Source organism: Leisingera sp. ABM4_060 (assembly GCF_056158765.1).
The window spans coordinates 1,772,545-1,785,787 of sequence record NZ_JBSWTX010000001.1; the positions used below are offsets into that span (position 1 = coordinate 1,772,545).

9 protein-coding genes, 1 tRNA gene and 1 pseudogene are annotated in these 13,243 nt (G+C 64.7%); 7 read left to right on the plus strand and 4 right to left on the minus strand.

Annotated elements, in window-relative coordinates; all coding sequences use genetic code 11:
* Positions 1 to 10 precede the first annotated feature (10 nt).
* Positions 11 to 86: transfer RNA gene (locus ACXAEH_RS08780), tRNA-Thr, on the minus strand.
* A 249-nt stretch (positions 87 to 335) separates the two neighbouring features.
* Here ACXAEH_RS08780 and ACXAEH_RS08785 point away from each other — a divergent pair.
* Positions 336 to 1,211, plus strand: a complete 876-nt coding sequence (locus tag ACXAEH_RS08785) for a hypothetical protein (RefSeq protein WP_475032077.1) — start codon at positions 336 to 338, stop codon at positions 1,209 to 1,211.
* A gap of 256 nt (positions 1,212 to 1,467) precedes the next feature.
* Here ACXAEH_RS08785 and ACXAEH_RS08790 read toward each other — a convergent pair whose 3' ends face one another.
* Positions 1,468 to 1,986 carry a hypothetical protein gene (locus ACXAEH_RS08790; protein WP_475032078.1) on the minus strand — a complete coding sequence of 173 codons (519 nt, stop codon included), beginning with the start codon at positions 1,984 to 1,986 and terminating at the stop codon, positions 1,468 to 1,470.
* 144 nt (positions 1,987 to 2,130) lie between these two features.
* On the opposite strand from ACXAEH_RS08790, the pseudogene ACXAEH_RS08795 reads away from it, so the two are divergent.
* Both ACXAEH_RS08795 and ACXAEH_RS08800 read left to right on the plus strand, forming a co-directional pair.
* Positions 2,131 to 3,119, plus strand: a pseudogene (locus ACXAEH_RS08795) (hypothetical protein).
* A 260-nt stretch (positions 3,120 to 3,379) separates the two neighbouring features.
* Positions 3,380 to 4,672, plus strand: a complete 1,293-nt coding sequence (locus ACXAEH_RS08800; protein WP_475032079.1) for an O-acetylhomoserine aminocarboxypropyltransferase/cysteine synthase family protein — start codon at positions 3,380 to 3,382, stop codon at positions 4,670 to 4,672.
* Positions 4,673 to 4,734: 62 nt separating this feature from the next.
* Here the strand turns inward: ACXAEH_RS08800 and ACXAEH_RS08805 are convergent, their stop codons facing one another.
* A complete protein-coding gene (locus ACXAEH_RS08805; protein WP_475032080.1) occupies positions 4,735 to 5,454 on the minus strand; it encodes an SIMPL domain-containing protein in 720 nt (239 codons plus the stop codon).
* 175 nt (positions 5,455 to 5,629) lie between these two features.
* Here ACXAEH_RS08805 and ACXAEH_RS08810 point away from each other — a divergent pair, with 175 nt between their 5' ends.
* The gene (locus ACXAEH_RS08810; protein ID WP_475032081.1) at positions 5,630 to 8,122 is read left to right on the plus strand and encodes a hypothetical protein; all 2,493 of its coding nucleotides are present in this window, start codon (positions 5,630 to 5,632) and stop codon (positions 8,120 to 8,122) included.
* 59 nt (positions 8,123 to 8,181) lie between these two features.
* On the opposite strand, the gene hppD is transcribed toward ACXAEH_RS08810, so the two are convergent.
* Entirely contained in the window at positions 8,182 to 9,282 is a 1,101-nt protein-coding gene (gene hppD / locus ACXAEH_RS08815; protein ID WP_475032082.1) for a 4-hydroxyphenylpyruvate dioxygenase, read from the minus strand.
* A 151-nt stretch (positions 9,283 to 9,433) separates the two neighbouring features.
* Here hppD and ACXAEH_RS08820 point away from each other — a divergent pair, with 151 nt between their 5' ends.
* The 3 genes from ACXAEH_RS08820 (at position 9,434) to ACXAEH_RS08830 (ending at position 13,192) form a co-directional block, all read left to right on the plus strand.
* Positions 9,434 to 9,889, plus strand: a complete 456-nt coding sequence (locus tag ACXAEH_RS08820; protein ID WP_475032083.1) for an Lrp/AsnC family transcriptional regulator — start codon at positions 9,434 to 9,436, stop codon at positions 9,887 to 9,889.
* Between the two features lie 67 nt (positions 9,890 to 9,956).
* Entirely contained in the window at positions 9,957 to 11,177 is a 1,221-nt protein-coding gene (locus ACXAEH_RS08825) for a PAS domain-containing protein (RefSeq protein WP_475032084.1), read from the plus strand.
* 125 nt (positions 11,178 to 11,302) lie between these two features.
* The gene (locus ACXAEH_RS08830) at positions 11,303 to 13,192 is read left to right on the plus strand and encodes a monovalent cation:proton antiporter-2 (CPA2) family protein (protein ID WP_475032085.1); all 1,890 of its coding nucleotides are present in this window, start codon (positions 11,303 to 11,305) and stop codon (positions 13,190 to 13,192) included.
* Positions 13,193 to 13,243 lie beyond the last annotated feature (51 nt).

The following is a 13,243-nucleotide window of genomic DNA, read 5'->3' on the forward strand; positions in this document are numbered from 1 at the left end:
ATTGAAAAAATGGTGCCCCCACACGGACTCGAACCGCGGACCTACTGATTACAAATCAGTTGCTCTACCAGCTGAGCTATAGGGGCACACATAAGCTTCCCAAGGATCCGGCTTTAAAATCCGCCGTTTCCCTGGCAGGCCCGAAAGGAAAAACCGTTTCCCTTCGAACCTGTTGCCGGACACGTACTAAAGTCCGCAAAGACCGTCAAGCCGGTACAAGCTGTCAATTCGCCCCCGGGCAGATCCGGTCATGGCGCCCGTGCCGGCCCCGGGTTTGACCTTGCTGCGCCGCCGCAGTAGGTCTGGAGCAACCGCCCGCAACCACAGGTCCGCTCATGCAGGTCATCATCCACTGCGGCGCCCATGCCACCGAAGAAGACCTGCTGCTGAAAAGCCTGCTGAAGAATGCCGGCAGCCTGGCGCTGCACGGCACCGCCGCACCCGGCCCCGGCCGCTACCGGTCGCTGCTGAAAGACTGCATGGCGGCGATGAAGAACGGCACCGCCGCCGAGGACGCGCCGGAGGTGCTGTGGGACGCCATCCTCGACGACAGCCAGGCCAGCCGGGTGATTCTGTCCAACCCGCATTTCTTCGGCTCGCCGCGCCATGCGCTGCAGCAGCAGAACTTCTACCCGGAGGCCGAAACGCGGCTGCAGGCGCTGCAGGCGCTGTTTCCCCATGATCAGCTTGAGATTTTCATGGCGCTGCGCAACCCGGCCACGTTTCTGCCCGCGCTGTTTGCCAAATCCGCAAGCAGCACCGTGCGCAAGATCATGGAGGAGTGTGATCCGCTGCAGCTGCGCTGGTCCGGGCTGCTGGCGCGGATGCGGGATGCGGTGCCGCAGCTGCCGGTCACGGTCTGGTGCTACGAGGATCTGCCGCTGATCTGGGGCCAGGTGCTGCGCGAACTGGCGGGACTTGAGGCCGCCGCCCCTCTGAAAGGCCGGCTCGACCTTCTGGCCGCCATCATGCAGCCTGCGGGTATCGAACGGCTGCGCGCCTATCTGGAAGCGCATCCGGACATGACCGGGGTCCACAGGCGGCGGGTCTATGCCGCCTTTCTGGACAAATTCGCACGGGAAGAGGCACTGGAAGAGGAGCTGGATTTCCCCGGCTGGACAGAGGCGCTGGTCGGCGACATGACCGAGACCTACGAGGAGGATCTCTACACCATCCAGCGGATACCCGGTGTCACCCTGATCACGCCATAGGGTCAGCCCGCTGCAGGTTTGCGGCCGCGCGCGCCCCTGACTCCAGGCGGCGCCCCCGCCTCTTCATCCCGCCTCTTCACCTGGCTGAATACATCCTCGGGGGTGAATTGCTCCGGACCCGGTCCGGGGCAAGAGGGGGCAGACAGCCCCCCGGCCGGCTGCGGGGCCTGGGCCGCAGGCCAGCCGCCAGACCCCGCCATCATGGCCATGCCGAACCCGGCCCCCGTTACATATGGCACCTGCCGTCTGCCTCAGGTCACGGCAAGGGCTGGCCGTTGCGGCCGAACACGTAGCCTTCGGTGCTCAGGTCGTCATAGGTGACCTCCACTGCGATCTGCTGGATCGAACCAAGCGGATAGCTGCGGTAGGGCAGCCCGTCCTCTTCCTTGATCATGTTGGGGAAGCCCTCGTCCAGGTGGCAGTCCGGCAGCGGCCAGATTTCCAGCGCATGGCCGTTCACCCCCAGCTTGACCTGCGCCAGCCCGCAGCGCCAGGACCACAGATGGGTGACATAAAGCAGGTCCTGCCCGTCGAACTCGCGCACCTGGATCCAATTGGCCTTTGTGGCGGCAAGGATCGGCTTCACCTCGGTGGCGGTGGTAAAGCGGCCGGTGGCCTCCTGCGGCTCTGCCGCCAGGCCGGCGGGAGCGGATTGCGCCACCGGCTGCGCCTGGACGGCCGGGGCCGGTGCGGCCGCATCAGCTGTGTCTGCAGTCCCGGGGCCTGCCTCCGGCGCGGCGGTTGCGGCAATGATGGCCAGGATCACGTCAAACATGTTCTCTCTCCCGCAAAATGAGTCCCGCACAGCACAAAGCGCTTGGAAATTGCTGCCAGGCCTGTTGCACGGCGCTTGGCCGGCTTATAGCTACCTTAACAGGCAGTGCTATCCGCCCGGAAGAGACGGAAAACGGGGAAAACTATGGCAAAAGCCCCCTTCAACGTGATGATTGTCGGCCAGGCCTGCGGCTGCAGTATGAGGCGCTGTTGTTTGCCGCCTCCCTGCGCCATTGCGCGCCGGGCTTTGCCGGGCGGCTGTTCGTCGCGGTGCCGCAGCCGGGCCCCTTGTGGGACAAGGACCCCAGCATCCGCAATCAGGAGGTGCTGCAGGCACTGACGGAGCTGGATGCCGAAATCCTGCCGTTCGACAGCAAGGTGTTCGGCGCCGCCTATCCCTATGGCAACAAGATCGAGGCGCTGCAGGCGCTGCCCAAGGGCGAGCCGTTTGTGTTCTTCGACACCGACACGCTGATTACCGGCGAGCTGCCGGAGGTGCCGTTTGATTTTTCCCGGCCTTCCGCATCGCTCCGGGTGGAGGGCACCTGGCCCAAACCCACGCTTTACGGGCCGGGCTACGATGGCATCTGGCAGTCTCTTTACAACCGGTTCGGGCTGGACTTCCACTCCAGTCTCGATCTCAGCCAGCCCGCCGGGTTCTGGAAGCGCTATCTCTATTTCAACGCCGGGTTCTTCTACGGCGCCTGCCCGCGCGCCTTTGGCAAACGGTTCCTGGTCTATGCGCAATCAGTGCTGAACGACCCGCCGCCCGAACTGGTCTGCCAGTCGCTGGACCCTTGGCTGGACCAGATCGTTCTGCCCTTGGTGATCCACTCCTTCGGCGGCGGCCGCGATGCGCTGCCTGCGGGTTATTTGGACGGAGCAGTCAGCTGCCATTACCGGCTGCTTCCGCTGCTTTATGCGCGGGAAAGCGGCCGGGTGGTGGAGCTGCTGCATGAAATCACGGCGCCGAACCGGATCAAGAAGGTGCTGAAAGGCCATGAACCTGCCAAGCGCATGATCTATCAGGGCCGCGGGGAGAAGGTGCGGGCTCTGTTCGACCAGGACAACCTGCCCCGGCGCGAGCAGGCAATCCGCAACCGGATCAAGTCGGCCGGCTTCTGGATGCGCTGAACCGCACCGCAAGCGATGGGCAGCCAGGGTCTCCCGCCTGCTCCCGGCGCCCTTGCAGGGCATCCGTCACAGTTGGGCCTAGCGCCGCGCAGGGCGCGGCGCGCGCCAGGCGCAGCCTGGCGCCATGCCCAACGGGAGCGGCTGCCGCCAGGCGGCCAGCGACGGGCGGGAGCCGCCGGCTGCGGCATTCACGTGATTGCCTTCCGGGCGCCTTCATGCTGTGGTGCGCGGGACAAAAGACCTTTCAGGGAGACATAGTGATGACCGACGCCCCGTCCTACGGTTTTGATACCTTGCAGATTCACGCCGGCGCCAAGCCCGACCCGGCCACCGGCGCCCGCCAGACCCCGATCTACCAGAGCACGGCTTATGTGTTCCGCGACGCCGAACACGCCGCCGCCCTGTTCAACCTGCAGGAAGTCGGCTTTATCTATTCCCGCCTGACCAACCCCACCGTGGCAGTGCTGCAGGAACGCCTGGCAACGCTGGAAGGCGGCGTTGGCGCGGTCTGCTGTTCCTCCGGCCACGCGGCGCAGATCATGGCGCTGTTCCCGCTGATGGGCCCAGGCTGCAATGTGATTGCCTCCACCCGGCTCTACGGCGGCACCGTCACCCAGTTCAGCCAGACCATCAAGCGTTTTGGCTGGTCGGCCAAGTTCGTCGACACCGACGACCTGGACGCGGTGAAGGCCGCCATCGACGAAAACACCCGCGCTGTGTTCTGCGAATCCGTGGCCAACCCCGGCGGCTATGTCACTGATATCCGGGCCCTTGCCGATATCTCGGACGCCGCAGGCATCCCGCTGATCGTCGACAACACCTCCGCCACGCCCTACCTTTGCCGCCCGATCGACCAGGGTGCGACGCTGGTGGTGCATTCCACCACGAAGTACCTCACCGGCAACGGCACGGTGACTGGCGGCTGCGTTATCGATTCCGGAAAATTCGACTGGTCGGCGAATGATAAGTTCCCATCGCTGTCGGCACCGGAAGACGCCTACCACGGCCTCAAGTTCCACGAGACCTTCGGCCCGCTGGCCTTTACCTTCCACGGCATCGCGATCGGGCTGCGCGACCTCGGCATGACGATGAACCCGCAGGCCGCGCATTACACGCTGCTGGGCATCGAGACCCTGTCCCTGCGCATGCAGCGCCATTGCGAGAACGCCGAGAGAATTGCTGCCTGGCTCGAGAACGATGACCGGATCGATTATGTAACCTACGCGGGCCTGCCCTCCTCGCCCTACAGCGAACGCGCCAAGGCCTGTTACCCCAAAGGCACCGGCGGGCTGTTCACCTTTGCCGTCAAAGGCGGATACGAGGCCTGCATCAAGCTGGTGGATTCGCTGGAAATCTTCAGCCATGTGGCCAATCTTGGCGATACCCGCTCGCTGATCATCCACTCCGCCTCGACCACCCACCGCCAGCTGACGCCGGAACAGCAGGAAGCAGCGGGCGCCAGTCCGAATGTGGTGAGGGTGTCGATCGGGATCGAGGATGCGGACGACCTGATCCGCGATCTGGACCAGGCGCTGGCCAAGGCCTGCGGCTGACCCCATGCCTGATGAACGGAAAGGCCGGGCGTGCTGCCCGGCCTTTTTCCTGCCGCCGGGGCTTATTCGCCGCCCGGCACGCTCATGTCGAAAACAACCGACACATTGTGGCTGAAGGTCAGCTCGCCCGCCTCGATGGGCATCGCGTCGCTGCGGGCCATTTCCATCGCCATCATCGGGCGGCCACCGCCGCTGCCGTGCTCGTTAATCGAGCGCACCGGACCCAGCTTCATGCCCGCCGCCTCTGCCAGCTGCTGCGCCTTGCGGATGGCATCCTTAACCGCCGCACCCCGGATCTGGTCCTGAACTGCGGAGGGATTCTCTACGCCAAACGACAGCCCTTGGAACTGATTGGCCCCAGCGGTCAGCACCGTATCCAAGACCGGCCCCAGCCTCTCCAGGTCGCGCACCCGCACCATCAGAGTATTCGAGGCTTGAAAGCCGGTGATTTCACGCCGCCCGCCGCTGTCATAGGACCGCTCCTGCGACCACACCGGATGCATGGCAATCCGCCGGGTCTGCATGTCCTCGGCAGCGATGCCCGCCTCCTTCAGCCGTGCGATGACCGCCCCCATGGCATCCGACACCGCGGACATGGCGATGGCCGCTTCCTCAGCCTCCTCGGTCACACCCAGGGTTATGGTGGCCAATTCGGGTGCCACCTGCAGCCTGCTCTCGCCGCTGACAGTGATCTGACGCGGCGCCGCAGCCTCGCTTGCAGCAGCAGCGCCCGCACTCATCGACAGCAGCAGTGCAGCCGCCAGAAGTCTCTTTGCCTTCATGCTCAAAAGCTCCTCTTGCAATGGCCCTTAGATGGGGATGGCAAACTGCCGCCCGCAAGCCCCAGCGGCTGTCTTTTCCTTTCACCCGGCAGGTTTCTGCTTTAAGGTCCGCGGCAAAACACCGGGCACGCCGCGTGCCCCGGGCAGTATGGATTTGTATGGTTTGACCCAAAGCATGAAACCGGCTTTTGCTCTTTCGCTTTCCGCTGACGGCATCGCGCTACTGTTCCGCGCCAAGGACGGCTGGCGCAGTGTTGCCGAAACCCCGTTTGACACCGGCGACCTGCCCGCTGCACTGGCAGCGATGCGCGAAGACGGGCTGCGGCTGGCGCCAGAGGGGGTGTTCTGCAAGCTGATCCTGCCCAATGACCAGATCCGCTATCTGACCGCGGACACGGGCGAACTGCCGATGGAGGACCGGATTGCCGCCGCCCGCCAGGCACTGGAAGGCGCCACCCCATACGCGGTGGAGGAACTGGCCTTCGACATCTCCGCCGAGGGCGGGCAGACCCACATCGCCGCGGTCGCGCTGGAGACGCTGGACGAGGCCGAATCCTTTGCCACCGAGCATGGCTTCCGCCCGGTGAGCTTTGTCGCGGTGCCGCAGAACTGCGGTTTCCAGGGCATGCCCTTCTTTGGCACCACCCGGGCCGTCCGTGGCACCAGTGTTGAGCCCGACATCAAACCTGTTGCAGTCGTCGGCCCGGCCCAGTTTCCCGCGCCCGCAGCAACGGAAGCACCCCAACCCCTCCCCATTGAACCGGAAGCTGCAGAAGATCTCCCGCCGATCGCCGAACTGGAGACAGTCGTCGCGGCCGAGGCCGCAGCGAAGGTTGAGCCGCCGGCAGCCAAGGCTGCGGAGCCGGCCGTTAGAATCCCGCCTGCACCGCCGGCAATGGCGGAACCGATTGAAGCCGCGGGTTTTTCCAGCCGCCGCAGCAGGCCTGTGCCTGCCACGGCAAAGCTGGCAGCTCCGGACCAGGGGAAGGAGGCTTCGGAGCCGGCCGCGGCGCCGCGCCCAGTGGCGGCTCCGGCAGCGGTGCCGGCGCCATCAAAGCCGTTGGGAACGGCTGTACCCGCGCCTGCTCCGGCCGGGCCGGAAGCCGCCGCAGCCGCAGCGCACCAGGATATTCCCCGGGCCCCGGCGGCCCCGCGCAAAGACCCCGGCCCGGCCCGGCCGGAGGCCGCAGCGGCTGGCAGCACCGCCAAAGGCAAGCCCAGGTATCTGGGGGCTGTCCTGACTGCCGTGCTTCTTCTGTTCATGGCCACGGTCGCGGTTTGGGCCGTGTTCGGCGATGGCGGCTTCTTTTCTGCTGATCCGGAGGAGCCTCCGGTTAAGGAACAAGGCCTGTCCGCAGCGCCGCCGGTCAGCACCGGCGGGGAAGACACGGCCGGCCAGCCGGAGGCTCCGGCAGCAACGGACGCACCGGCGGCTGCTGATCCCGCAGCCGGGACAGAGCCCGCCGCTATTGCACCGCAGGTGAGCGTGCTGGCCGATCAGCCCGATCCGGGCCTGGAGGACGCGCCCCCCGCGGATGCAGAAACCGTTTCGGCCGGAAAAGACAGCTCCGGCCCGGAGCCGTCGGTGGAAGATGAAGCTGCCGCGGACGGGGTCGACCTGCCGGAGGAAGGCACAGAAACCGCTTTCCTCGACCCGGACAGCCTGCAGCCCGGCGCCGCGGAAGACAGCTTGCAGGACCCGGTTGCCGAAGAAGCGCCGCTGGACCCGCTTGCCCAGGCCGCGCGCTATGCCGCCACGGGCGTCTGGCCGGTTGCTCCGGAGCTGGAAGGCAGCCCCGCCGCAACAGGTCTCGAACCGCTTTATACCGCCTCGATCGACCAGAACGGGGCGGCACCGGATGCGGTGGCGCTGCCGCAGTCCGAGAGCTTTGCCAGCGACAACCCGCTTGAGGCGGTTGCCTCGCCCGCGGCCGCAGGGGCCGCCTTTGATCTGGACGCGCGCGGGCTGGTGAAGGCAACACCCGAAGGCACGCTGAACCCCGACGGCATCATGATCTACCTGGGCCGTCCCGGCGTGGTGCCGCCGCGCGCGCCGGAGCGCAGCGACCCGGCCGCCGAAGCGCTGGCCGAGGAAGTGGCCCGGAACCAGGTGCTGTCCCGCAAACGCCCCAAAGCGCGCCCCTCCGACCTGGCGGAGCAGGTTGAAAGGGCGCAGCTTGGCGGCCTCAGCCGTGCCGAGCTGGCCACATTGCGGCCGCGCCAGCGCCCCGCCAGCCTGAAACCCGCAGAGGCCGAACAGCAGCCCGCCACTGCCCAGGCCATCGCCGCGTCTGTGGTGCCGCGCACCCGCCCCGCCAATTTTGCCGCCCTGGTCGACCGCGCCCGCCGCAACCCGCAGAACCAGGTTCAGACCGCCGCTGCGGTACCGGCCGCGGCTGCCGCGGCTGCCCCCAGCATCCCGACCGCCGCCTCCGTTGCCCGCCGCGCCACGGTCAGCAACGCCATCAACCTGCGTAAGCTGAACCTGATCGGCGTCTACGGCACCGCAGCCGAGCGCCGCGCCCTGGTCCGCCTGCCCTCGGGCCGCTACAAGAAAGTCCGGGTCGGCGACCGCATCGACGGCGGCCGGGTGATCGCCATTGGCGAAAGCCAGCTGCAATATCAGAAAAGCGGCCGCAACCGCACCCTGACGATGCCCAACGGCTAAAGGCCGGCCCTGCTGAACAGGACCGGCTCGGTGCAAAACATGCTTTCAGCGCAGTTGCTTCAGCCGGCAGCCTTGAGTTCGCCGCTTTCGATCTGCTCGCGTTCGATTGATTCAAACAGCGCCTTGAAGTTGCCTTCGCCAAAGCCGTCATCGCCCTTGCGCTGGATGAACTCGAAGAAGATCGGCCCGATCACGGTTTTCGAGAAGATCTGCAGCAGGATCCGGGTCTCGCCGCCATCCACAACACCTTCGCCATCAATCAGGATGCCGTGCTCCTTCATCCGCTCCAGCGGCTCATCATGGCCCTGCACCCGCTCTTTGGACAGCTCGTAATAGGCATCATTGGGGCCGGGCATGAAGGTCAGGCCCTTCGCGGCAATCGCATCGGTACTGGCATAGATATCCTCGGTGCCGACGGCGATATGCTGGATTCCTTCGCCCTTGTATTTCTTCAGGTATGAGACAATCTGCCCGGTCTCGCCCCGGTCCTCGTTGATCGGGATCCGGATCCGGCCGCAGGGCGAGGTCAGAGCACGGCTGAGCAAACCGGTGTACTTGCCCTGGATGTCGAAGAAGCGGATCTCCTTGAAATTGAACAAGTCACCGTAAAACTTGAACCACTTGTCCATGTTGCCCTTGAACACATTGTGGGTCAGGTGGTCGAGGTAATAGAACCCGTCACCGCGTGGCTTGGACTGTTTCAGCCAGTCGAATTCCGCGTTGTAGGGCGAGGTGTCGTAATACTGGTCGATGAAATAGATCAGCGATCCGCCGATGCCCTTGATGGCTGGCACATCCATGGTCTTGCCCGGGCCGTCATAGGCTTCGGCGCCTTTGGACACCGCATGGTCAAAGGCCTGCTGCGCATCGGCCACCCGCCAGCCCATTGCCGGCGCGCAAGGACCGTGCTCATCAACAAAGCTGGCGGCAAAACTGTCCGGATCGGCATTCAGGATATAGGTGACATCGCCCTGCTGCCACAGCTCCACCAGCGGGCTGCCCTTGCGGCGGCCCACCAGCTCATAGCCCATGCAGATGAACAGCGCCCGCAGCTCTTCCGGGTCGGGGCTGGCAAATTCCACGAATTCAAAGCCGTCGGTGCCGGCCGGGTTCTCCGGCGTGATTTCGGATTTCGGGGTGTTATGCGGGAACGGGCCCATTGCGCGTCTCCTTGAGGTCAGGTGGGGCAAGATCAATTCTTGCATCAAGAATACCGCATATTTCCTGCAGGGTTTCCGCATAATTCCGCGCAATGCAATTGAAGTGCGCGTGAACACCGCGTATTCTTTACAAAGAACGGAGATTTCACGCATGCTTGACCCGACTGACACAAAACTCCTCGCAGCCTTGCAGAAGGACGCCCATCTGACCGCGCAGCAGCTGGGGGAAATGCTCAATCTTTCGCCCAGCCAGGCCGGGCGGCGGCGGCAGCGGCTGGAGGCTGAGGGCTACATTCAGGGCTATTCGGCGCGGCTGGATCCGGCCCGGCTGGGGCTGACCGTGCAAGGGTTCGTGCAAGTGCATCTGGGCAGCCACGGCCCCGAGCAGTCCAAGGGATTCGCCCGGCTGGTGGCCAGCCGGGCGGAAATCACCTCCGCCTGGACGATGACCGGCGAGGCCGATTACCTGCTGCGGGTCTACTGTGCCGGGCTGGAGGCGCTGAATGCGCTCATTCACGACGTCTTGCTGCCCCATCCCGCCGTTGCCAGGGTTCAAAGCCAGATCGTAATGGCACAATTAAAACGGGACGCACCGCTGCCGACTTAACCAACCGGGAAGGATTTGAGCGTAATCATGCGGCAACAACTTCCGTAACTATAAATGGAACGTGCCCGTGTCTTTTGTTGACCGCCGAGTAGAAACACGCCCCACAAGCGGCGAGGCCCCCTTTGGCCTCAACGAAGTATTCTTTTCCAGGACCGACAACCGCGGCGTTATTCAGGCGGGGAACTATGTGTTCCGCCGGGTTGGCGCCTATCCTTGGGAAGAACTGATCGGCGCACCGCATAAGGTCATCCGCCACCAGGACATGCCCAAGGGGGTGTTCTGGCTGTTCTGGGACACCATCCAGCGCGGCGAGTTCATGGGGGCTTACGTCAAGAACAAGTCCAAGGACGGGCTGTACTACTGGGTGTTTGCGGTAGTGGTGCCCTGCCAGGATGGCTATCTCTCCGCCCGCATCAAGCCCAGCAGCGCGCTGTTTGACGAGGTCCGCGGACTTTATGCGCAAATGCTCAAGCTGGAAAAGGACGAAGGCCTCAGCCCGGAAGACAGCGCTGCGTATTTGCTGGACTGGCTGAACGGCCAGGGCTTCGAAAACTACCACCAGTTTGCCGCACATGCGCTCAGCCAGGAGCTGATCTCCCGCGATAAGGGGCTGGGCCACCAGCCGGATGCCCGGATCCAGGAGCTGACCGGCATGCTGCGCAATGCCGAGACCCTGGTCGAGGAGACCGAAGGGCTGATCACCGACTTCGACGCCATGCACACCATTCCCCACAATCTGCGTGTGCTGGCCTCGCGGATCGAACCCTCGGGCGGCCCGGTCACGGTGCTGTCGCAGAATTACGGCTCGATGTCGCGGGAGATGTCGGACTGGTTCGGCGCCCATGTGATGGGCAAGAACAGCAATTTCGCCAAGATCAAATCCTCAGTGAACAGCAGCCTGTTTGTCGAGGGCATGGCCCGGGTGCTGATCGAATGCGACAACCAGCTGCAAAAGGAACGCCGCGACCTCGGCAATGCCGACATGGAGTCGGAACGCAAGATCCTTGGCGACCTGGTGAAGTCCCAGGTCCAGCGCGCCCAGCAAGGCATGAAGGAAGTCGATGAGGAGGCCGCGCGCATCACCGGCGCCTGCCAGGTGATGCACCGCCACTTCCTGGGGCTCAGCTCAACCCGGGTGCTGCTCAAGATCGAAAGCGCCAGGCTGACCGATTCCGGTGAAACCCTGGCCGATATCATCGATCAGCTCGGCGGCTTCCAGGAGCGGATTTCCCGGCGGCTGGACCGGATCGGCAAGCTCAGCGAAGAAATCCGCATGCTGGAACAGTAAGCGCCCCGGCCTTTCTGAACGGAAACTGAGCAGCGCCCGCAAATGCAGGCGCTGTTTTGCCTTTGCAGCCGGGCGCAGCCGCCAAAGCCATTGCCAAGGCACCGGCGGGCTTGCGATACTTGCCTATGGAAGAATTTTTTTATCAGGCAACCATTTATCTGGGCGCCGCCGTCATCGCCGTACCGCTTGCTGCACGTCTCGGGCTGGGCTCTGTTCTGGGTTACCTGGCCGCGGGTATCGCCATTGGCCCGGTGCTGGGGCTGACCGGCACCGAAACCGAGGATCTGCGCCACTTTGCCGAGTTCGGCGTGGTGATGATGCTGTTCCTGATCGGTCTCGAACTCGAACCGCGCGCGCTGTGGGCGATGCGGCACAAGCTCCTGGGTCTGGGCGGCATGCAGGTGCTTGCCTCCACCCTCGCCCTGATGGGCGCCGCGATGGCAATGGGCCAGCCCTGGCATGTCAGCCTGGCCGTGGGCCTGGCGCTGTCGCTGTCTTCCACCGCAATTGTGCTGCAGACCCTGTCGGAAAAAGGCTTGATGCGCACCGGCGGCGGCCGCTCCGCCTTCTCGGTGCTGCTGACCCAGGATATCGCGGTGATCCCGATCCTGGCCTTCCTGCCGCTTCTGGGCACCTATGCGATCCCGCAGTTTTCCGCCGATGGCTCAATCGCCCGCGAAGGCGCAGGCCATGGCGGCGGCCATCACTCGCTGTCGCTGGTCGACGGGCTGCCCGGCTGGGCGGTGGCGCTGGTCACCCTGGCCGCGATTGCCGCCATCATCCTGGCCGGCATCTACCTCACCCGGCCGGTGTTCCGCTTCATCCACGCCTCCAACCTGCGCGAGATGTACACGGCGCTGGCGCTGATGATCGTGGTCGGGATCTCTTTCCTGATGACGCTGGTCGGCCTCTCGCCGGCGCTTGGCGCCTTTCTGGCCGGGGTGGTGCTGGCCAACTCGGAATTCCGGCACGAAATGGAAAGCGACCTCAACCCCTTCAAAGGGCTGCTGCTGGGGCTGTTCTTCATCACCGTCGGCGCTGGTATCAACTACCGCCAGTTTCTCGCCGACCCCGGCGACCTGATTGGCCTCGCGGCGCTGGTCATCTTTGCCAAGGGCGCCGTGCTCTATGCGGTCGGCCATGCCTTTGGCCTCCGGCGCCGGGATCTGTGGCTATTCACCCTCGGCCTTGCCCAGGCGGGCGAATTCGGCTTTGTCCTGCTGGCCTTCTCGACCCAGCTCAACGTCATCCCGGCAGCCTTGCAGGAAAAACTCCTGCTGGTCATCGCCCTGTCGATGCTGATCACCCCGCTCCTCTTCATCGTCTACGACCTGCTGTCCAAGCGCATGGCAGAAGCGCGGCAGGAGTTTGAGCCCGACGAGATCGACGAAGAGGGCCCGGTGATCATCGCCGGCATTGGCCGCTTCGGCCAGATCGTCAACCGCCTGGTGCAAGCCAGCGGCTTCAAGACGGTGGTGCTGGACCATGACATGGAGGCGGTGCAGCTGATGCGCCGCTTCGGGGTCAAAAGCTTTCTGGGCGACCCGACCCGGCCGGAGCTGCTGAAGGCCGCGGGCATCGCCAAGGCCAAGGTTTTTGTGGTGGCGCTGGACGACCCGGAGGGCGTCGTCAAGATGGTCACCTATGTGCGCCGCGCCTACCCGGACCTGCACATCATCGCCCGCGCCAAGGACCGCAACCACGTCTACGAGCTGTACAAGGCCGGCGCCGACGACATCGTGCGCGAGATGTTCGACGCCTCGGTGCGTGCGGGCCGCTATGTGCTGGAGAATGCGGGCCTCAGCGAATATGAGGCGGCGCAGGCGGCGCAGACCTTCTATGCCCATGACCGCGCCAACCTGCGCGATCTGGCGCAGCACTGGATCCCCGGCGTGCCCGCCAGTCAGAACCCTGCCTATATCGAACGGGCGCAGGAGCTGGAGAAAGCCATCGAAAGCGCGATTTTCGAAATGGCCGAGCGCAAGCGCAAGAAGACCTCGGAAGCCGCCGAATAACAAAGCCCCGGCACAGGCCGGGGCTCTTGGTTTCAGCAGCCTGGCCGGCTG

Bases quoted from the DNA above. Each gene is read 5' to 3' on its own strand.
- ACXAEH_RS08830 (WP_475032085.1), top strand. From the start codon at position 11,303: ATGGAAGAATTTTTTTATCAGGCAACCATTTATCTGGGCGCCGCCGTC.
- ACXAEH_RS08805 (WP_475032080.1), bottom strand. From the start codon at position 5,454: ATGAAGGCAAAGAGACTTCTGGCGGCTGCACTGCTGCTGTCGATGAGT.
- ACXAEH_RS08810 (WP_475032081.1), top strand. From the start codon at position 5,630: ATGAAACCGGCTTTTGCTCTTTCGCTTTCCGCTGACGGCATCGCGCTA.
- ACXAEH_RS08785 (WP_475032077.1), top strand. From the start codon at position 336: ATGCAGGTCATCATCCACTGCGGCGCCCATGCCACCGAAGAAGACCTG.
- ACXAEH_RS08820 (WP_475032083.1), top strand. From the start codon at position 9,434: ATGCTTGACCCGACTGACACAAAACTCCTCGCAGCCTTGCAGAAGGAC.
- hppD (WP_475032082.1), bottom strand. From the start codon at position 9,282: ATGGGCCCGTTCCCGCATAACACCCCGAAATCCGAAATCACGCCGGAG.
- ACXAEH_RS08790 (WP_475032078.1), bottom strand. From the start codon at position 1,986: ATGTTTGACGTGATCCTGGCCATCATTGCCGCAACCGCCGCGCCGGAG.
- ACXAEH_RS08800 (WP_475032079.1), top strand. From the start codon at position 3,380: ATGACCGACGCCCCGTCCTACGGTTTTGATACCTTGCAGATTCACGCC.